Source organism: Azospirillum terrae, assembly GCF_053470425.1.
Genome location: NZ_JBPXMR010000002.1, coordinates 599,077 through 618,136 on the forward strand (window position 1 = coordinate 599,077; position 19,060 = coordinate 618,136).

20 protein-coding genes are annotated in these 19,060 nt (G+C 67.9%); 14 read left to right on the top strand and 6 right to left on the bottom strand.

Annotated elements, in window-relative coordinates:
- Positions 1–41: 41 nt before the first annotated feature.
- The 8 genes from ACSVDD_RS09355 to ACSVDD_RS09390 all read left to right on the top strand — a co-directional run bounded on the left by ACSVDD_RS09355 (position 42) and on the right by ACSVDD_RS09390 (position 5,533).
- Positions 42–362: a nucleotidyltransferase domain-containing protein gene (locus ACSVDD_RS09355; RefSeq protein ID WP_448189056.1), complete on the top strand. Its 321-nt coding sequence runs from the start codon at positions 42–44 to the stop codon at positions 360–362.
- The gene (locus ACSVDD_RS09360; RefSeq protein ID WP_448189057.1) at positions 352–750 is read left to right on the top strand and encodes a HEPN domain-containing protein; all 399 of its coding nucleotides are present in this window, start codon (positions 352–354) and stop codon (positions 748–750) included. The genes ACSVDD_RS09355 and ACSVDD_RS09360 overlap by 11 nt, the downstream gene beginning before the upstream one ends.
- Positions 747–1,229 carry a thioesterase family protein gene (locus tag ACSVDD_RS09365; protein WP_448189058.1) on the top strand — a complete coding sequence of 161 codons (483 nt, stop codon included), beginning with the start codon at positions 747–749 and terminating at the stop codon, positions 1,227–1,229. Before ACSVDD_RS09360 ends, ACSVDD_RS09365 begins: the two co-directional genes overlap by 4 nt.
- Positions 1,230–1,268: 39 nt before the next feature.
- Positions 1,269–1,760: a pentapeptide repeat-containing protein gene (locus tag ACSVDD_RS09370; protein WP_448189059.1), complete on the top strand. Its 492-nt coding sequence runs from the start codon at positions 1,269–1,271 to the stop codon at positions 1,758–1,760.
- A gap of 113 nt (positions 1,761–1,873) precedes the next feature.
- The gene (locus ACSVDD_RS09375; protein ID WP_448189060.1) at positions 1,874–2,899 is read left to right on the top strand and encodes a GGDEF domain-containing protein; all 1,026 of its coding nucleotides are present in this window, start codon (positions 1,874–1,876) and stop codon (positions 2,897–2,899) included.
- On the top strand, positions 2,899–3,045 hold the full coding sequence (locus tag ACSVDD_RS09380; RefSeq protein WP_448189061.1) for a hypothetical protein: 147 nt from the start codon (positions 2,899–2,901) through the stop codon (positions 3,043–3,045). The genes ACSVDD_RS09375 and ACSVDD_RS09380 overlap by 1 nt, the downstream gene beginning before the upstream one ends.
- A gap of 144 nt (positions 3,046–3,189) precedes the next feature.
- Positions 3,190–3,930 carry a substrate-binding periplasmic protein gene (locus ACSVDD_RS09385; protein ID WP_448189062.1) on the top strand — a complete coding sequence of 247 codons (741 nt, stop codon included), beginning with the start codon at positions 3,190–3,192 and terminating at the stop codon, positions 3,928–3,930.
- 22 nt (positions 3,931–3,952) lie between these two features.
- Positions 3,953–5,533, top strand: coding sequence for a methyl-accepting chemotaxis protein (locus ACSVDD_RS09390; protein WP_448189063.1), 1,581 nt, complete (start codon positions 3,953–3,955; stop codon positions 5,531–5,533).
- A gap of 48 nt (positions 5,534–5,581) precedes the next feature.
- On the opposite strand, the gene ACSVDD_RS09395 is transcribed toward ACSVDD_RS09390, so the two are convergent.
- The 3 genes from ACSVDD_RS09395 to ACSVDD_RS09405 all read right to left on the bottom strand — a co-directional run bounded on the left by ACSVDD_RS09395 (position 5,582) and on the right by ACSVDD_RS09405 (position 8,617).
- Complete coding sequence (locus tag ACSVDD_RS09395) at positions 5,582–6,880, bottom strand: TRAP transporter large permease (RefSeq protein ID WP_448189064.1); 1,299 nt, start codon at positions 6,878–6,880, stop codon at positions 5,582–5,584.
- Positions 6,877–7,539 (bottom strand): TRAP transporter small permease, encoded by a 663-nt coding sequence (locus ACSVDD_RS09400; protein ID WP_448189065.1) that lies wholly within the window; start codon positions 7,537–7,539, stop codon positions 6,877–6,879. Before ACSVDD_RS09400 ends, ACSVDD_RS09395 begins: the two co-directional genes overlap by 4 nt.
- A gap of 70 nt (positions 7,540–7,609) precedes the next feature.
- Positions 7,610–8,617, bottom strand: coding sequence for a TRAP transporter substrate-binding protein (locus ACSVDD_RS09405; RefSeq protein ID WP_448189066.1), 1,008 nt, complete (start codon positions 8,615–8,617; stop codon positions 7,610–7,612).
- 105 nt (positions 8,618–8,722) lie between these two features.
- Here ACSVDD_RS09405 and ACSVDD_RS09410 point away from each other — a divergent pair, with 105 nt between their 5' ends.
- A complete protein-coding gene (locus ACSVDD_RS09410; protein ID WP_448189067.1) occupies positions 8,723–10,681 on the top strand; it encodes a PAS domain S-box protein in 1,959 nt (652 codons plus the stop codon).
- Positions 10,678–11,283 (top strand): response regulator transcription factor, encoded by a 606-nt coding sequence (locus ACSVDD_RS09415; RefSeq protein ID WP_448189068.1) that lies wholly within the window; start codon positions 10,678–10,680, stop codon positions 11,281–11,283. Before ACSVDD_RS09410 ends, ACSVDD_RS09415 begins: the two co-directional genes overlap by 4 nt.
- Positions 11,284–11,330: 47 nt before the next feature.
- On the opposite strand, the gene ACSVDD_RS09420 is transcribed toward ACSVDD_RS09415, so the two are convergent.
- The 3 genes from ACSVDD_RS09420 to ACSVDD_RS09430 all read right to left on the bottom strand — a co-directional run bounded on the left by ACSVDD_RS09420 (position 11,331) and on the right by ACSVDD_RS09430 (position 15,021).
- Positions 11,331–11,633 (bottom strand): hypothetical protein, encoded by a 303-nt coding sequence (locus ACSVDD_RS09420; protein ID WP_448189069.1) that lies wholly within the window; start codon positions 11,631–11,633, stop codon positions 11,331–11,333.
- Between the two features lie 339 nt (positions 11,634–11,972).
- Entirely contained in the window at positions 11,973–14,474 is a 2,502-nt protein-coding gene (locus ACSVDD_RS09425; RefSeq protein WP_448189070.1) for a hypothetical protein, read from the bottom strand.
- A gap of 283 nt (positions 14,475–14,757) precedes the next feature.
- The gene (locus ACSVDD_RS09430; protein ID WP_448189071.1) at positions 14,758–15,021 is read right to left on the bottom strand and encodes a (2Fe-2S)-binding protein; all 264 of its coding nucleotides are present in this window, start codon (positions 15,019–15,021) and stop codon (positions 14,758–14,760) included.
- A gap of 165 nt (positions 15,022–15,186) precedes the next feature.
- Here ACSVDD_RS09430 and ACSVDD_RS09435 point away from each other — a divergent pair, with 165 nt between their 5' ends.
- The 4 genes from ACSVDD_RS09435 to ACSVDD_RS09450 all read left to right on the top strand — a co-directional run bounded on the left by ACSVDD_RS09435 (position 15,187) and on the right by ACSVDD_RS09450 (position 19,056).
- Positions 15,187–16,809, top strand: a complete 1,623-nt coding sequence (locus tag ACSVDD_RS09435) for an alpha-glucosidase family protein (RefSeq protein ID WP_448189072.1) — start codon at positions 15,187–15,189, stop codon at positions 16,807–16,809.
- Positions 16,810–16,833: 24 nt separating this feature from the next.
- Positions 16,834–17,745 (top strand): SAM-dependent methyltransferase, encoded by a 912-nt coding sequence (locus ACSVDD_RS09440; protein WP_448189073.1) that lies wholly within the window; start codon positions 16,834–16,836, stop codon positions 17,743–17,745.
- A 118-nt stretch (positions 17,746–17,863) separates the two neighbouring features.
- The gene (locus ACSVDD_RS09445; protein WP_448189074.1) at positions 17,864–18,196 is read left to right on the top strand and encodes a cupredoxin domain-containing protein; all 333 of its coding nucleotides are present in this window, start codon (positions 17,864–17,866) and stop codon (positions 18,194–18,196) included.
- A 29-nt stretch (positions 18,197–18,225) separates the two neighbouring features.
- Positions 18,226–19,056, top strand: coding sequence for an FTR1 family iron permease (locus ACSVDD_RS09450; protein ID WP_448189075.1), 831 nt, complete (start codon positions 18,226–18,228; stop codon positions 19,054–19,056).
- Positions 19,057–19,060 lie beyond the last annotated feature (4 nt).

Here is a 19,060-nt window from a genome sequence, read left to right on the forward strand (position 1 = left end):
CCTCCGCCGTCGTTGTGTTATAGTAACGGCGGAGGCATCCCATGGCTGTGGTCGATGAAAAGCTGAAGATCCTGCTGGACCGGATCGTCCCGGCCTTGAACCCGGAGGCCGTCTACCTGTTCGGCAGCCGCGCCCGCGGCGACTTCCACGAGGACAGCGACTACGATCTGCTGGTCGTGGTGCCGGACAACGCGCCGAAAGAGCACCGCTCCGCGGTTTACGCCTACTCTACTAAGCTCGGAACCGGTATCCCGGCGGATATCATTCCGTGCAGTCGCGCGTTCTTTGAAGCCAACCGGGATCAGGTTGGAACGCTCAGTTACAAAGCGGTGCGAGAAGGTGTCCGTGTCTATGGCGCGTAGGATTGGCCCAGCAGATTGGCTAAAGGTCGTCGATGACGATCTGAAAGCCATTCGGGCCTGCTTGGCTGCCGAGCCTCCGGTCCTGCTTCCGGCGGTGTATCATTGCCAGCAGGCGGCGGAGAAACTCGTCAAGACCGTGCTTGTTTCGCAGGGCATCGACTTTCCGAAGACGCACGACATCGACCGGCTGGCGCAATCGGTCCCGGAAACTGTTTCCATCCGGGCCATGCTCGTTCCTATGGCGCGCTTTACGCCCTACGCGGCTGTTTACCGTTATCCGGGCGAATCCCACGATTTGTCCGACGAACCCACCGCATCGGAAGTCGCCTCCTGGCTCGCCGAGATCGAATCCGTGCGGGCCGAGGTTGAGCGGTTCCTCGCCCCATGACCACCACACCCACCCCCCTCCATCTCCACACCGAGACCGTCCGGCCGGAGTGGATCGACTACAACGGCCACATGAACGTGGCCTACTACCTGCTGGCGTTCGATCACGCGACCGACGCGGTGCTCGGCCATCTCGGCGTCGGCGAGGCCTACGCCGCGTCCGCCAACCGTTCGCTGTTCGTGGTCGAGGCGCACCTGACCTACGCGCGCGAAGTGACGCAGGGCGATCATCTGCGCTTCGCCTCCACCATCCTCGGCGCCGACGCCAAGCGGCTGCATCTGTTCCACGAGATGCACCACGCGGAAGAGGGATTCCTGGCCGCCACCGCAGAATTTATGCTGCTGCACGTGGACCTTGCCGACCGCCGCGCCTTGCCGTTCCCGGATGCGATCCACACCCGGCTGGCGGCCATGGCGGAAGCGCACGCCGCCTTGCCGCGTCCGCCGCAGGCCGGCCGGGCGGTGGGGCAGCGCCGATAAGGTTTGGTATTCCGGGGCGACTCTCCTATCTGTTGCGAGATGAAACGGACAATTTTCGCAACCTTCGTGCTGATTGCCGCCGCCCTCCCGGCGGACGCCGCCTGCACCGACCCGGCGCAGCCCAACGTGCAATGGCGGCGCTGCTACTTCGATGGCGGCGAGCTGGCCGGGGCGGGCCTGTCCGGCGCCGAGCTGCGCGACGCCACCTTCGCGCGCGCCACCCTCACCAACGCCACGCTGACCGGGGCCGACGCCTACCGCGCCAAGTTCGTCAGCGCCGTGATGACCGGGGTCAAGCTCGACGGCGCGCGGCTGATCGAGGCGGACTTCACCCGCGCCGAGCTGGACGGTGCCTCGTTCCGCGACGCCGACCTGCGCAACGCCAAGCTGGTGGGGGCGTCGCTGAAGCGCGCCGACTTCACCGGCGCCAAGCTGGGCGGGGCGGATTTCCGTCACGCCGACCTTACCGGCGCCATCTGGGTCGACGGCAAGAAGATCTGCGGCGAAAGCTCCCTCGGCCAGTGCAATTAAAGATCGGCAGGTGAAGACGGCGTGTCCTTTTCGCCTTTACCAACAATGACACTTGCCGCGCCATGAAGCGGCAAGATACCGTGCACTCTGGTCTTGGGCGGGAGTTGCGGGCCGTGGCGTACACCGACGATTTCGAAAAGGCGGGCGAACTGGCGGCGCGGGCCATGAACCGCATGCTGGCCGACCGGCTGCCGCCCAACCCGGAGAATTTCTCGCTCTGGTACGCTTATTACAGCGGCCAGTTGCCCGACCTGACGCGCGCCGTCGACATGGCGACGCGCGAGGGCGGCGCGCTGACGCAGTCGCATTGCGACGAACTCTTCAAGCGCTTCTTCACCCTCGACGCCGAGGCGCAGGCGATCCGCGAGACCAGCGAGAAGGCGCGCTCGGCGCTCGGCAAGATCCTCGAGATGCTGAACGTGGCGGGCTCCGACACCAACCGTTACGGGCACGCGCTGGCCGGCTTCCAGGGGGAGTTGGACGAGCCCATGTCGATGGGCGACCTGCGCGCCATGGTCGCCGCCATCGCCGCCGAGACCACGGCCATCGCCGACCAGCAGACCCGCCTGCAATCGCAGCTTCTCGATTCCAGCCAGCAACTGGCGGAGATGCGCGTCAACCTGGACACGGCGCGCCGCGAGGCGATGACGGACGGCCTGACGGGCATCGCCAACCGCAAGGCGTTCGACACCACGCTGAACGAGGCGGCTCGCGAGGCCGAGCAGGAGGGGCAGCCGCTGGCCCTGCTGATGGTCGACATCGACCATTTCAAGACCTTCAACGACACGCACGGCCATCTGGTGGGCGACCACGTGCTGCGCCTGGTCGCCAGGGTGCTGACCGAGTGCATCAAGGGCCGCGACACGGCGGCCCGCTACGGTGGCGAGGAATTCTCCATCATCCTGCCGCGCACCGGCCTGGACAACGCGCTGAAGGTCGGCGAGCAGATCCGCAGCAACGTCGGCTCGCGGCAGATCATCAACAAGTCGCGCGGCGCGTCCTACGGCACGGTGACGCTGTCGGTGGGGGCGGCGCAGTACCGTGCCGGCGAGTCGCTGGCCGATCTGATCCGCCGCGCCGACACCGCGCTGTACACCGCCAAGCGCACCGGGCGGAACAAGGTGTGCGGAGAGGCGTGATGGGGCGGCCCGTGCGCGTGGCGGCGGCTCTGGTCCTGCTGGCGCTGCTCGCCGGCTGCAACACGTGGGAGGGCGTGCGCCAGGACGCCAAGGCCGGCGCCGAAGCCATCGAGCGCACCGCGACCAAGGTGAAGAACAAGCTTTAGGCTGTGTCCGTGTCGCATTCCACATCAGGTATTAGCATTTCGACATAGCAGTTCAACAATCCAGAGGTATGGTTGCCCCCGGCGCGAGCGTTATGAGATAGTTCGCGGCGCAACAACGCGAATTCGAGCGCAGGGGGAATGCGTATGGGTGCTTCGACGCTGCGGGGCGTGCTGAAGGCGCTGGCGGTAGCCGGCGCGGCCGCGGTCATGGTTGCGGGGGTGGCCAAGGCCGACCCGATCAAGGTCGGCTACGTCGAGTTCCCGCCCTACACCTACACCTACACCGAGGACGGCAAGCCCAAGGGCAGCCTGATCGAGATGCTGGAAAAGGTCGCCGCCGACCAGGGCGTCGCCTTCAAGGCCGAGTCCGCCCCGGCGCGGCGCATCTTCAGCGGCATTCTGGAGGGCGAGTTCCACCTGTTCATGGGCGTCAAGAACGTCAAGGACTTCGAAGGGGCGACGCTGGCCAGCGCGGCACCGATCGGCAAGATCGAGCTGAACGCCTATGCCCTGGGCGAGGCGCCGGCGGTGAAGACGAAGGAGGATCTGTCCGGCAAGGCGGCGGTGGTGCTGACCGGCTACAGCTACGGCGGCTGGCGCCCGTGGCTGGAGGACCCCGCCAACAAGGTGATGCTGGTCGAGGCGCGCACCGCCGAACAGGCGTTGAACCTACTCCAGGCCGGCCGCGCGCCGGTGCTGCTGCAATATTCCCTGCCCATGCAGCAGGCGCTGGCCGGCAAGACGCTCGCCGAACTGAAGGCGACGCAGATCTCTTCCCTGGACGTGTACTTCGTCGTCTCCAAGAAGACGCCGGACGCCGAGGCGGTTCTGCAGAAGCTCGAAGCCGGCTACGCGAAGCTGAAGGCCGCCGGCACGGTGCAATGATCGGGTGTTGGGGAGCGGAATCATGACGAACGGCGGGACGGGTGGCGGCATTTTCGGCGGGCTCAGCCTGAGGATGCGGGCGGTGGTGCTGATCGGCGGGGTGTTCCTCGCCTATCAGGCCATCGCCATCGCGATGGGCGTGCACGGCGCCACCACCGAGGCGCACGAGGCGCTCCAGGCGCGCGCGCGGATGATCGCGTCGCTCCAGGCGCGGGCGGCCGGCATTCCGCTCTACGACCTCGACCTTGAACAGGTGAAGCAGGTCGCCAAGGCGCCGTCGAGCGACCCCGACTACCGCGCCGGCATCGTCCGCGACGACAAGGGCAAGGTGGTGGCGGAGGACGGCGACGTCCGCGCCGGCAAGGACTATGTCGAGGTGGCGGCGCCGATCCTCGGCGGGCAGGCCGGGCAGCAGAAGGCCCTGGGCGAGTACGTGCTGCGCCTGCGCACCGACCGCGTCGAGGCCCGCATCGCCGAGGCCGCCGTGGTCGAGGTGCTGGGCGGCAGCGCGGCGTTCCTGGCGATCATGGCCGTGCTGTACCTCGTCGTCTCGACCATCACCCGGCCGCTGTCGCAGATCACCGGCATCGTCGGGCGACTGGCCGAGGGCGACTACGGCATCATCGTGCCGGCGCTGGAGCGCCGTGACGAGGTGGGCGCCATGGCGCGCGCCATCGACGTGCTGCGCGGCAACGCCGAGCACCGCCAGCGCCTGGAGGCAGAGAAGCTCGCCCGTCAGGCCGAGGAGGTGAAGCGCGCCGAGCGTCTGGCCGAACTGGCCGGTACCTTCGACAACCGCATGCAGTCCATGGTGCAGGAGGCGTCCGCCGCCGCCTCGCAGATGCAGGGCAGCGCCGGCACCATGCTGGACAGCGCGCTGCGCGCCGACCAGTGCAACGCCACCGTGGCCGGCGCCGCCGAAGGCGCCAGCCGCAGCGTGCGGGCCGCCAGCACGGCCGCTGAGGATCTGACCCGCTCGATCCGCGCCATCGCCGAGAGCGTCAACCAGTCCGTCACCATCTCCGGCCAGGCCATCGAGCGGGCGCGCGCCAGCCGCGAGACGGTGGAGGCGCTGGCGACCTCGGCCGCCAAGATCGGCGAGATCACCAGCCTCATTCAGGACATCGCCGGGCAGACCAACCTGCTGGCGCTCAACGCCACCATCGAGGCGGCGCGGGCGGGTGAAGCGGGCAAGGGGTTTGCGGTGGTGGCGCAGGAGGTGAAGAACCTCGCCAACCAGACGGCGAAGGCGACCGAGGACATCTCCAGCCAGATCGGCGCCATCCAGGCGGTGACGCACGACGCGGTGAGCGCCATCGGCGCCATCACCGACACCATCGGCACGCTGAGCCAGCGCTCCTCCGACATCGCCGTGGCGGTCGAGCAGCAATTAGGTGCGACGGGCGAGATCGCCAATCAGGTGCGTTCGGTGGCGCACGAGGCCGAGACGGTGACGCAGAGCATCGGCGTGGCGTCGGGTGCGTCGTCCGAGGTGGCCGGCGCGGCGCGGCAGTCGGTGGACGTGGCGAAGATGCTCCAGCAGCGCTTCGTGACCCTGCGCGACGAGGTTCAGCGCTTCCTGGTGTCGATCAAGGCGGCGTAGGTTTTGTTGCCCTCCCCCGGCCGAGCCGAGGGAGGGCAAGTTACCGGCTCACATCATCCCCAACGCCCGTGGCAGCCACAGCGACAGCGCCGGCACGTAGGTGACCAGCGCCAGGAACCCCAGCATCGCCAGCAGCCACGGCCACACCGCGACCGTCAGCTCGGTGATGCCCATCTTGGTGATGCCGCTCGCCACATAGAGGTTCAGGCCGACCGGGGGGTGGCACATGCCGACCTCCATGTTGACCACGATCAGGATGCCGAAGTGCACCGGGTCGATGCCCAGCTTGACCGCCACCGGGAACAGGATCGGCGCCATGATCAGCACGATGGACGACGGCTCCATGAAGTTGCCGGCGGCCAGCAGCAGAATGTTGGTCACCAGGAGGAAGGCGATCACCCCGAACCCCTGGCCGACGATCCAGTCGGCGACCTGCTGCGGGATGTTTTCAGACGTCAGCACGAACGAGAACAGCACCGCGTTGGTGATGATGTAGAGCAGCATCGCCGACATGTTCGCCGACGACAGCAGCACCTTGGGCACGCCCTTCAGCGACATGTCCTTGTAGACGAACACCGCGACGACGAAGGCGTAGACCGCGCTCATGGCCGCCGCCTCGGTCGGCGTGAAGACGCCGGTGTAGATGCCGCCGATGACGATGACGATCAGCAGCAAGCCCCAGATCGCCTCGCGGAAGGTGTGGAAGCGTTGCGCCATGCTGGCTCGGGGCAAGCGCGGGTAGCCGTTCTTCCAGGCCCGGTACCACGTCACCCCGCCCAGCAGAGCCGCCAGCATCAGGCCCGGAATGACACCGGCGATGAACAGCTGGCCCACCGAGGCGGAGTGCTGGCTGCCGCTGGTCGCCACCGCGTACATCACCATGACGATGGACGGCGGGATCAGGATGCCCAGGGCGCCCGAGGTGGTGATGACTCCGGCGCCGAACTGGCGCGGAAAGCCCTGCGCCACCATGGCCGGCAGCACGATGGAGCCGATGGCGACCACCGTCGCCGGGCTGGAGCCCGACACTGCGGCGAACAGCGCGCAGCCCATGACGCCGGCCAGCCCGAGGCCGCCGTGCCAGTGCCCGACCATGGCCGAGGCGAAGTTGATCATGCGGCGCGCGACACCGCCGTGGGTGAGGAAGTTGCCGGCCAGGATGAAGAACGGGATCGCCATGATCTCGAACTTCTCGATGCCGGTGAACAGCTTCAGCGCCACCGCCTGGATCGGCACCTCGGTCATGGTGAACAGGAAGGTGAGCACGGTTAGGCCGAGCGAGATGGAGACCGGCATGCCGGTCAGCATGAGGCCCAGCAGCAGCCCGAAGATGACGGCGGCGTTCATCGGTTGTCCTCCTTCTCCCGGCGCTCATCGCCTTCGTGATGGGCGATGTCGTGCGGGTGCAGGTGGTCGTCCATCTGGAACCAGTTGACGTCCTGCGCCGCGCGCTGGGGATCGGCGGCGCCTTCCTCCAGGCCCTCGACGTGGCCGTGGTCGTGGTGCGGCAACTCGCCGGTGCGCAGGAACGACACCGTCACTTGCAGGAAGCGGAAGCACATCAGGTAGGAGCCGAGCGGGATCGCCAGATAGATGATCCACATCGGCCACTCCAGATCGGCCGAGGTCTGGTCGGTCTCCGACATGTGCCAGACGAAGTTGGCGCCCAGCGAACCGACGATGCCGGTGAATAGCGCCCCGGCTAGCAGGCCGAAGATGATGAACTTCGCGCGGGTCCTGGGTTCCAGCGTGTTGATCAGCACGTCCACGCCGACGTGGATGCCGGTGCGCACGCCATAGGCGGCGCCGAACTTGGCCATCCACACGAACATGTAGATGCACAGCTCCTGCGCCCAGGCGAAGTTCCAGTGCAGGATGTAGTCCTGGATGACGGGGATGCCCGAGGCGTAACGATGGACCACCGCGACGAAGATGATCGTCGTCGCCAGCCCCATGAGCGTGGCGATGATGATCTCCTCAAGATGGTCGAGGATTTTCATGGGCATGGCGGCAGCTCCGCGCGCAAGGGGAAGCGCCCGCCGGCAACGGGCGGGCGCTTCCAGGCAACCGACAGGCTCACATCTTGAAGCCGGCGGCGGCGGCTTCCTTGTAGATGGCGTCCATCAGGTCCTTGCCGACGCGGCTTTCCATCTCCTTGTGGACCGGCAGCAGCGCCTTGCGCCACGCGTCCAGTTCGTCCGCGGTGGGCGTGTAGAACTCGGTCTTGCCAGACGCCTTCATCTGCGCCATCGCCACGTCGTTCTCGTTCTGCGCGATGTCGTTGGCGTAGGCGGTGGCGTCCTTCATGGCGCCTTCGAGCTGGGTGCGGATGTCCGTCGGCAGGCCGTCCCAGAACTTCTTGTTCACGATCACCGCATAGCCGAGATAGCCGTGGTTGGTGATCGTGGCGTGCTTCTGCACCTCGTGCATCTTCTGGGTGTACATGTTCGACGGCGGGTTCTCGGTGCCGTCCACCACGCCGGTCTGCAAGGCTTGGTAGACTTCGGAGAAAGCCATGACCTGCGGCAGCGCCCCCAGCGCCCGCATCTGCGAATCCAGCACCTTGGACGACTGGATGCGCAGCTTCAGGCCCTTCATGTCGGTCGGCAGATGGATCGGCTTGTTGGCGCTCATGATCTTGAAGCCGTTGTCCCAATAGGCCAGCCCGGTGATGCCCTTGGACTCCAGCTTCTGGAACAGCATCTTGCCGACCGGGCCGGTGGTCACGCGGACCAGCACCTCCTTGTTCGGGAAGATGTAGGGCAGGTCGAAGACCTCGAACTCCTTCGCCCCCAGCGGGCCGAACTTGGCGAGCGACGGGGCGAGCATCTGCACGGCCCCCAACTGCAACGCCTCCAACTCCTCCTTGTCCTTGTAGAGCTGGCTGTTGGGGTAGACCTCGATCTTCACCTTGCCGTTGGTGCGCGCCTCGGCCAGCTCCTTGAATTTCTCGGCGCCCTTGCCCTTCGGGGTGTCGGGCGCCACGACGTGGCTGAACTTGATGACGATCGGGGTCTGCGCCAGCACCGGCGACGCCAGCAGGCAGCCGAGGGCCGCCGCGCACAGCAGCTTCGAGAGCTTCATGGTCCGCTTCCTCCACATTTTTTATCGTTCGCCTGCCAAGCATTCTTCGCCGGTTCGGGTTCGGCCGCTATTGTGGAAATCCGTATCTTTCCCGATAAGGGAGCCATGATCCGCTTGCCCACCGCGTTGAGCCGCCGCGGCACCGCCATGCCCATCGTCGCCATGGTGCTGGTCGTGGTGCTGCTGGGCGTGTTCCTGTGGCTGCTCGACCGCTCCGAACGCGAGGAGGAGGAGAGCGCGCTGATCCGCGACGCGCTGTGGGTCGAACAGAGCCTGCGCTTCCAGCTTGCCTCCGACGTGGACCGGCTGGAACAGTTGGCCGATTCCCTCGGCCGTGCGGATGGCGAGGGGGGCCGCATCACCGGCGCCATGCGCCAGCTGGTCACCACCAACCCGGCCATCGAACGGGTGCTGTGGCTGGACGCCGAGGGGCGGACCGTCGCCGCAGTGCCGCCGGTGCCCGATGGGCGCGCGGTGGACGACAGCCTGGAGCCGTCATCGCGCGGCGATGCCTTCCGCATCGCCCGCTCGCTGGGCAAGCGCTTCTTCACGTCGCCCTACCGGCTGGCGCTGGCCGGCGTGGGGTTCGATGTGCTGGTGCCGGTGTTTCAGGAAAGCGGCTTCGCCGGGGCGCTGGTCGGCGTCTTCTCCATCGACGACATCCTGACCCACCACGTGCCGTGGTGGATCGCCGAGCGCTACCAGATCGCCATCGCCGATGCCACCGGCGCCGTGCTGGGGGCCAAGTCGCGCATCGCCGAGGCCGAGCCGCGGCGCAGCCACGCCATCCCCTTCGACCCGCCGGGGCAGGGGCTGACGCTGGTCGCCACCGTGCACCGGACCGACAGCAACCTGACCCGCACCGTGCTGGTGGTGGCGATCTTCGGGCTGACCGGCTCGGCGCTGTGGAGTTTGTGGACGGTGCGCCGGCACATCCGCCGCCGCGTCCGGGCCGAACAGGATCTGCGCACCGAGCACGCCTTCCGCAAGGCCATGGAGGACTCGCTGACGGTGGGCATGCGGGCGCGCGACCTGGACGGGCGCATCGTCTACGTGAACCCCGCCTTCTGCCGCATGACCGGCTGGACCGAGGCGGAACTGATCGGCCGCGGCCCGCCCATGCCCTATTGGCCGCCGGAGGACCTGGAGCGCTGCGAGACGGTGTTCCGCTCGGTCCTGGCCGGGCAGGCGCCGCCGAGCGGCTTCGAGCTGCGTTTCATGCGCTGCAACGGCGAGCGCTTCGACGCGCTGGTCTACGAGGCGCCGCTGATCGACGCCAACGGCCGGCAGACCGGCTGGATGGGCTCTTTCGTGGACATCACCGAGCGCAAGCGCGCCGAGGACCTCGCCCGCCAGCAGCAGGAGCGCCTGCAACAGACCTCACGCCTGATCACCATGGGTGAGATGGCCTCCACCCTGGCGCACGAGCTGAACCAGCCGCTGTCGGCCATCGCCAGCTATTCCGCCGGCTGCCTGAACAAGCTGCGCGCCGACAGCGTCGCCTCGGCCGAGCTGATCCCGCCCCTGGACAAGCTGTCCAAGCAGGCCATGCGCGCCGGCCGCATCATCCGCCGCATCCACGAGTTCGTCCGCAAGCGCGACCCCAAGGTGGCGCCCTGCGATCTGGTCGAGGTGGTGGAGGACAGCGTCTCGCTGCTCCGCGCCGACGCACGCAAGCACGGCATGCGCATCGAGGTGGATCTGGACCGCGCGGCGCCCGCGGTGCTGGCCGACCGCATCCTGGTGCAGCAGGTGCTGCTCAACCTGATGCGCAACGGTATGGAGGCGATGGCGCAGACACCGCGCGAGGCGCGCTTGCTGCGCATCTCCACGCGGGTCCAGAATGGCGCGGTGCTGATCCGCATCCGCGACCGCGGCTGCGGCGTGGCGCCGGAGGTGGCGGAGACGCTGTTCTCGCCGTTCTTCACCACCAAGACGGAAGGCATGGGCATGGGCCTGAACATCTGCCGCTCCATCATCGAGAGCCACCAGGGCCGCCTGTGGTTCGAGCCGGCCAAGGGGGGCGGCACCGCCTTCCTGTTCAGCCTGCCGGTGGCGCCGTGAGCGGGGCACCCTGGACCGACGCCAAGGTCCACATCGTCGATGACGACGAGGCGATCCGTGACGCGCTGTCCTGGCTGCTGCAATCGCGCGATGTGCGGGCAGAGACCTGGGAATCGGCCGAGGCGTTCCTCGCCTCCTGGAAGCCGTGCATGGCCGGCTGCCTGCTGCTGGACATCCGCATGGAGGGGATGACCGGGCTGGAACTGTTCGAGCGCCTGCGCGAGCGCGGCTGCCGGCTGCCGGTGATCTTCCTGACCGGGCACGGCGACGTGCCCAACGCCGTCTCGGCGCTGAAGAAGGGAGCGCGCGACTTCGTCGAGAAGCCTTTCAACGACAACGATCTGGTGGACCGGGTGATCGAGGCGCTGGTCTTCGACGCCGAGCAGCGCGCCCGCGAGGCCGGGCAGGCGTCGGTGGCGGCGCGGCTGGCGACGCTGACCCAGCGCGAGCGGCAGGTGATGGACCTCGTGGTGGCCGGCAAGCTGAACAAGGTGATCGCCGACGATCTGGGCATCAGCATGCGCACCGTCGAGGTGCACCGTGCGCACGTCTTCGAGAAGATGGGCGTGAAGACGGCGGTGGAACTGGCCAGGATGCTGTGACTTTTGACGCCCTCCCCCAGCGGGGCTGGGGGAGGGCATGGAAAACGTTACGCCGCCGCCCGCGATAATTGCCGTTCCAACTCGTCGATGGCTTGCAGCATCTCGCTCACGGCCTGGTCGGCGTGGGCGCGGGCGAAGGGCCAGGAATCGTCGCTGGCCTGGTGGGCGGCCTCGACGCGGGCGAGCACGCGGTTGCACAGCCCGCGGGCGTGGTCCAGCGCGCGCTCCAGGTCCAGGCGCTCGCCGGCTCTGCGCTCCACGACGCTGCGGAGCTGTTCCAGGCGGCCCTCGGCGTGCGCAAGCAGATCGCGGCACCGGGCCTCATGGCCGTGCCGCTTTTGGCGACTCATGATGTCTCTCCCCCTCGGGCGTGCTTTGTTGGTCCGATTCGGTCGTCGGCAGTCCGCTCAGGCCAAAACACCGTAATTTGTGCGGTGCGAAGAAGTCTGTGTGCGGTGCCGCAAGAAAAATCGACCGGGGGCCTGTCATCAATCTGACAAATGCCGCCCGGACGCCGAAGTCATTGGGTGGTATGGTGCGTTCCCTCGGTGGCCGGTTGTGCCCGACCGCTTGATTATTCTGGTGTATCCAGCCTTGTTTTGATGACTATCTGCCCGATTCACTGATGTTCGTCAATCTAACCAACAGCATAGTCCGATGGCACTTTGTCGCAGGGGTGCGGCTGTGCCTCACGGCAGGCCGGCGCAGGCGACCTTCATCCAATCCTTGCCGGCGGTTCCGGTCAATGGCCCGCAGTTGGTGTCGGCCCATTGGCCGGCCTTCGCCCAGGTCTTCACCCGCAGAACGGAGCCCATGTAGTAGGGCGCCCGGTAGTAACGGCCGCCGTTGGCCAGGGAGATGACCGTCCCGTTGGTCAGGCCGACCTCCTGCCCGACGTCGTTCAGGTTGGCGAGGAACGCCTTGTTCTTCCAGCCGTGCGGAACCCCGATGTGGCACAGCGTGCACCTGTACTTGCTGGTGTCGCCGCCGTTGGCGTTGGCGATGCGGTCGACGTGGTGGCCGTGCAGGTTCTGGTTGCCGGTGCTGATGTCCCAGAAGCCGCTCTTGCGCGTGGTCTTGCCGCCGGCGGTGGCGTAGGCGACGGAGTCATGGCAATGCAGGCACAGATCGTTGGAGTTGGCCGGGTTGCCGGTGTTCTCGCTCCACGGCGCCTTCAGGATGAACTTGTTGCTGGAGCCGTGCGGCCCCCAGGGGTTGCCGTCCTCGTTGCTGGCCGAGTTGCCGTCCGGCGTCACCTTTCCGGCCGTGGTCACGTTGCTGCCGTGGCAATCCGAGCAGTACATGGTCTGGGTGCCGACCGCCTTGCTGAACGGGCCCAGCCAGTTGACGTTCATGCCGGAGTTCCCGCGGATCGTGGCGGTGCGCCCGGTGGGCGCCATGACCGGATGCCAGGAGCGGTGGTTGCCGCCCGGCTCGCCGGTGTCGTTGGTCGGCGCCTGGAACTCCATCGCCTGGTTGGTGTACAGCAGCGAGCCGGTCCAGGTGGTGGTCTCGGTCGGCGTGAAGTACTTCGACGTGGTGCCGGATGCCGAGCCGAGCATCGGCGGGTTGGTGCCGTAGGCGTAGTTGGAGTGGCACTTCAGGCAGATCTGGTACTCTTTGGTCACGTAGGTCTGGTCCACGTCGGTGGCGGTGCTGACCCCCGGATCGCCGCGCTTGACGGTGAAGCCCGTCGGGTTGGTGCCGAAGGCGCTGGTCAGCACCGAGGCGTACGTCGGCTCGACCCCCCAGGTGCCGCGCAGCACGCCCGAGATGGTGTTGCTGTGCGCCGTGTTGCCCGTGTCGTCGTGCATGTGCGTGCCGGCCGTGGTGGCGCCGGAGCCGTCGAAGACCTTGTTCTTCAGCACGCGGTGCGGGTTGTGGCAGTCCGGGCACTCGACGTGCCGGTTGGCAAGGTTGGCCTGCGTCTCGACGCCGTCCTTGTTGGTGATCTCGTGCGTCTCGGCGCCCGCGATGGTGATGGGCATGTGCGAGCCCGGCGAGGGCTGGGTGAAGTCGGTCTTGATGTCCGGCACCGGGAAGTTGGCGGTGCCCTGGTTGGTCAGCACCGGCTTGGCGAAGTTGCCGGTCTTGGAATGGCAGGCGTAGCAGACCTCCTCGGTCGCCGCAGTGCCGCCGGTGTGGTGGCCGCTGCCGTCGTCCGGCCCGTCGGTGCCCTCGCGCAGCAGCCGGCGCGAGCCCTGCACGGTGTGCGGGTCGTGGCAGTTCAGGCAGCTCGCCTGCCAGACCTGGGTGCCCACCGGAAAGCCGCGGTCGGTGGCGGCGGTGTTGGTGTACGTCTCGTTCGCCACACTCTGGTTGGCGTGAGCCGACTGGGCGTAGCCGTCCTTGGTGTGGCAGGCCAGACAGATCAGGTCGTTCGCCGGGTTGAACGTCGTCGTCGGCCCGGCGTTCTTCTGCAACCGGTTGAGGCGCAGGAACTTCCGGTTGAGGTCCGAGGCGTCGTAGAGGTGCGGGTCGTGGCAGGTGGTGCACTGCATCTGCCCGCTCTCCAGGGGCAGGGTCGGCGTCACCCCGTGCGAGCGGGTGGCGATCAGGTTGGCGGACGTGCTGGGCTTGCGCAGTTCGCCGTCCTTGGTGGCCAGCGCGTCGTCGTAGGTGAACGAGATCGGGTGGTCGTTGCTCAGGTCGGTGCCGAGGCGGCGGGTGAAGCCGGTGGTCGCACCTTCCCCGGCCGGCATCGTGCCGCCGGTCCCGGTGCCGGTCATGGTGGCGGTCTGATTAGCCTTGCCGTTCAGCACGCCGACCTGCCCGACGGCGAGAGTGCCGTCATGGCAGGACAGGCACAGCTTGCTCGCTCCGCCGGGCTGGCCCAGGTTGGTCTCGCCGGCAGCCAGCGAGTCCAGCGACTTCGAGCCGTAGGTGGAGTAGGTCGCGGTGGACAGTTTGCGGTTCCACAGCGGCCCCACCGGGCTTTTCGTGTTGTCCTGGGTGGCGGCGTGTGGCGTGTGGCAGAACACGCAGACCTGATCCACGTCGGTGGACTTCACCGTGTTCGCGGCGGGCGCGTTCTTCGACAGATTGTGCTTGGTCTGCCGGATGTTCGACTGCGCCTGGGCCAGCGCGTCCTGCGCCGGCGCATCCACGAGGATCGCCGCGAGCGCCACGAGCAAGGCGCACAGGACCCGCCGGGGCCACGCCCGGCCGCCGGGACGGGTGTTGCTGCTCAATTCGGTTTCCATTCCTTCGTACGGTCGCCCGACCGTTCCTGCCTCGGCACGCGCTCAGGATGGCGGCTGCCTGCCAAGTCTGCCGGCAGCCATGTCATACAGTTCTATTAAAAATGTGCAATGGTGTCACGCCGGGCTGAAGGTCCCGCTGATGACAAAGAAACGCCAGAAGCAAAGAAGCGCCACTGGGCTGACCAGCGGCGCTGTGGATTGTCGTGTTCTGGTTGCTGCTCGATGCAGGTTCTAAAGCGTTCGCTTTAGTAGCGGCGCCTTGTTTGGAAGGTCACTCCGCAGCGACGCCGTACGCGTAACCCGTGTCGTTCGCGACTTCGGTCTCGCTGTTCTTGCAGTCGCCGCAGTTGCCGCCGCAACCGGTGCGCTTCTCCTCGCGGTGTTCCGCCACCATGTCCCGCACGGTGGGCACGCACTTGCCGCACTGGATCTTGTGACCGAAATGCCGGAACACCGCTGCGGTCGTCTGCGCACCGTCGTTGAGAACCTGACGGATCTGCTTGTCGGTGATCGGATGGCAGATGCACACGTACATTGGAGTGGTGTCCCTGGCGTCTCGGTGACTCCACAGGTAATGTGATTGCGAATCATTGTCAATCGCGCTCTGGGGCCTTCGGAAGAGGATGCGCGGAATTGTCACAGGGGCGATCCGGCGGCGGGTGCGGAATCGTGCGGGGAACAGGCGGGGCAGGGGGAACGGATGGCGGAGTGGTGGCGCGGCGCGGTGGTCTACCAGATCTACCCGCGCAGCTTCCTCGACACGAACGGCGACGGCGTCGGCGATCTCGCCGGGGTGACGGAGCGGCTGTACCACGTGGCGGCGCTGGGTGCCGACGCGGTGTGGCTGTCGCCGTTCTTCCGCTCGCCGATGAAGGACTTCGGCTACGACGTGGCGGACTATCGGGCGGTGGACCCGCTTTTCGGCACCCTGGGAGACTTCGACCGGCTGCTGGAGCGGGCGCATGCGCTGGGGCTCAAGGTGCTGATCGATATGGTGCTCAGCCACACCTCGGACCGCCACGCGTGGTTCCGCGAGAGCCGGCAGGGGCATGACACCCCACGCGCCGATTGGTACGTCTGGGCCGACCCGAAGCCGGACGGTTCGCCGCCCAACAACTGGCTGTCGGTGTTCGGCGGCCCAGCCTGGACCTGGGACAGCCGGCGCCGGCAGTACTATCTGCACAACTTCCTCGCCAGCCAGCCCGACCTCAACCTGCACAAGCGCGAGGTGCAGGACGCGGTGCTGGCGGAGTGCGCGTTCTGGCTGGACCGCGGGGTGGACGGCTTCCGGCTGGACGTCGCCAACTACTACCTGCACGACCGGCTGCTGCGCGACAACCCGGCGCGCGCCCCGGACGCTCCCTGGCCCGACGGCGTGCCACCGGGCAGCGCGTACGGCATGCAAGTGCACCTGCACGACAAGTCGCAGCCGGAGAACGTGGCCGTGCTGCGCCGCCTGCGCGACCTGCTCGACCGCTACCCGGACCGCATGGCGGTGGCCGAGGTGCACGACGACGACAGCGTCGCCCGCGCCGCGGAGTACGTCGGCGCCCCCGACCGCCTGCACACCGCCTACAACTTCGCGCTGCTCGGCCCCCTGCACAGCGCGTCCGCGATCCGCCACGCCGTCGAAGCGTTCGAGCGGCAGCCCGGCCACGGCTGGCCGTCCTGGGCCTTCTCCAACCACGACGTGGAGCGGGTGGCGAGCCGCTGGAGCGGTCCCGAGGCGCCGCCGCACGCCGCAAAGCTGTTCCTGGCGCTGCTGACCAGCCTGCGCGGCACCGCCTTCGTCTACCAGGGCGAGGAACTGGGGCTGCCGCAGGCCGAGGTGCCGTACGAGCGCCTGCGCGATCCCTTCGGCATCGCCTTGTGGCCGGAGCCCGGCGGCCGTGACGGCTGTCGCACGCCCATGCCGTGGACCGAAGAGGGGCCGCACGCCGGCTTCTCCGCCGCCGAGCCGTGGCTGCCCATTCCCGACGCGCACCGGCCGCGCGCCGTGGACGTGCAGCGCACCGACCCCGACAGCGTGCTCGCCTTCGCCCGCGGCTGGCTGGCGTGGCGGCGCGGGCAGCCGGCGCTGCGGCTGGGGGACATCCGGTTTCGCGATGCCCCCGAACCGCTGCTGGCGTTCGAGCGCCGGCACGAGGGGCAGCGGGTGCTGTGCGTGTTCAATCTCGGCCCCCGCGCGGTCGAATGGCCGCTGCCTGACGCCGGGCGCTGGCAAGCGCTGCACGACCACGGCATGGCCGGGGCGCTGTCCGATGGCGTCGTGCATCTGCCGGGGTGGGGCGGGGTGCTTGCAATCGCCGTGGAAGGGCTGTAGCCCCTGCGCATGACCGAGCCCCCCATGACTGAACACCTGCATCAGACCATCTACCTCGCCGCCGAAGGCTTCGTGGACGACCTCGTTGCCGAGTTGGGCGACGTCGCGGCCGTCGAGGACCGGCTGGTCTTCGCCGACGGGCCGGCGCGGCCGGCCGCCTGGGCGCAGAACATCTGGCACGACCCGGTGCGCATCGAGGTGGAATCCATCAAGGAGGCCGCCCGCAAGCTGCGCGCCATCCAGCGGAACTGGGCGCTGTGGTCGCTGCGCCACCATCGCCGCGCCAATTTGATCCAGGAGAACCTGCCGCACGTCTCGGCCAAGCCTATCGTCTTCCCGTCGCCGAAGCCGACGGCGCCGCTCGGCTCATGGACGCTGCTGGACGAGTTCACGGTGATCGCGGCGGCGCACTGCTCCAGCCCGTACCGCCACGGCGAGCTGCACTTCGTCGAGAACCGGACCGCGCCGCCCAACCGCGCCTATCTCAAGCTGTGGGAGGCGCTGACCCGCATGGGGGCGCAGCCCGGACCGGGCGACCGCTGCCTCGACCTCGGCTCCAGCCCCGGCGGCTGGACCTGGGTGCTGCACGAGCTGGGCGCCGACGTGATCAGCATCGACAAGGCGCCGCTGGCGCCGGAGATCGCGGCGCTGCCCCGCGTCGAGTACCGGCAGGAGAGCGCCTTCGCCCTGAAGCCGCAGGACATCGGCCCGCTGGACTGGCTGGTCTGCGACGTGATCTGCTACCCGACGCGGCTGCTGCGCCATGTTGAGGGGTGGATGCAGAGCGGGCTGGTGAAGAACTTCGTCTGCACGCTGAAGTTCCAGGCCGAAACCGACCACGAAACGGCGCGCGCCTTCGCCGCCATCCCCGGCGGGCGGGTCGAGCACCTGTTCCACAACAAGCACGAAGTCACCTGGATGTGGCCGGCGGGCTGATGAGCGGCCGTCTGCGGCACTCGGTCGCACGGCTGGTGAGAACGATTCGCATTGACAGGCTTCTCCGGAAGATGAGAATTGTTCGCAATATGCCAACTGGACTCGGGGATTGTCCGACATGCGCCACCTGATCGCCGCCGCCCTCCTTGCCGCTCCGCTCGCGTTCGCGGGCGCCGCCCTCGCGGCTGACGGCGAATACTCGCTGACCATCAAGGACCACAAGTTCGAGCCGGCGACGCTGGAGATCCCCGCGGGCAAGAAGGTGACGCTGATCGTCGACAACAAGGACAGCACGGCCGAGGAATTCGAAAGCAAGGACCTCAAGATCGAGAAGGTGATCGGCGGCGGCAAGACCGGGCGCGTCAACGTCGGCCCGCTGAAGCCCGGCCAGTACAGCTTCGTTGGCGAGTTCCACGAAGAGACGGCCAAAGGCACGCTGATTGCAAAGTAGGGCCGACACGTTCCACCGGAGAAACGCCCATGCTCGCCAGTCTCATCATCGTGTTCCGTGAGGTGCTCGAAGCCGGTCTGATCATCGGCATCGTGCTCGCGGCGACGCGCGGCGTTCCCGGCCGGGGGCGCTGGGTGGCGGCGGGCATCGGCGCCGGCTTGGCCGGGGCCTGTCTGGTGGCTGCCTTCGCCGACGCCATTTCCGCCCAACTGGAAGGCAGCGGGCAGGAACTGTTCAACGCCGCGGTGCTGCTGACGGCGGTGGTCATGCTGGCGTGGCACAACGCCTGGATGGCCCGGCACGGGCGCGAGCACGCCGCCGAGATGCGCGCGGTCGGCCGCGCCGTGGAGGCCGGCGACCGGCCGCCGCAGGCCCTGGCGGTGGTGGTCGGCGTGGCGGTGCTGCGCGAGGGGGCGGAGGTCGTGCTGTTCCTGGCCGGCATCGCGTCCGCCGATGGCGGCGGGGCGGCGCAGCTGGCGCTGGGGGCGGCCGGCGGCATCGGGCTCGGCGGGCTGTTGGCGCTGCTGATCTACAAGGGCCTGCTCAACATCCCGACGCGCCACCTGTTCAGCGTCACCACGTGGCTGATCACGCTGCTGGCCGCCGGCATGGCGGCCTCGGCCATGCACTACCTGTCGCAGGCCGGCGTCGTCACCATCGGCGAGACGGAGCTGTGGGACAGCCGTTTCCTGCTCAGCGACGGCAGTCTGCTGGGGCAGGTGCTGCACATCCTGATCGGCTACACCGACCGGCCCAGCGCCTTGCAGGCCGTGGCCTGGGTGTCGGTGGTCGCCGCCATCACCCTGCTGACCCGCATGGCGCGCGGGCACTCGCCGTCCTCGTCGGTTCCGGCGGAGTGATTTG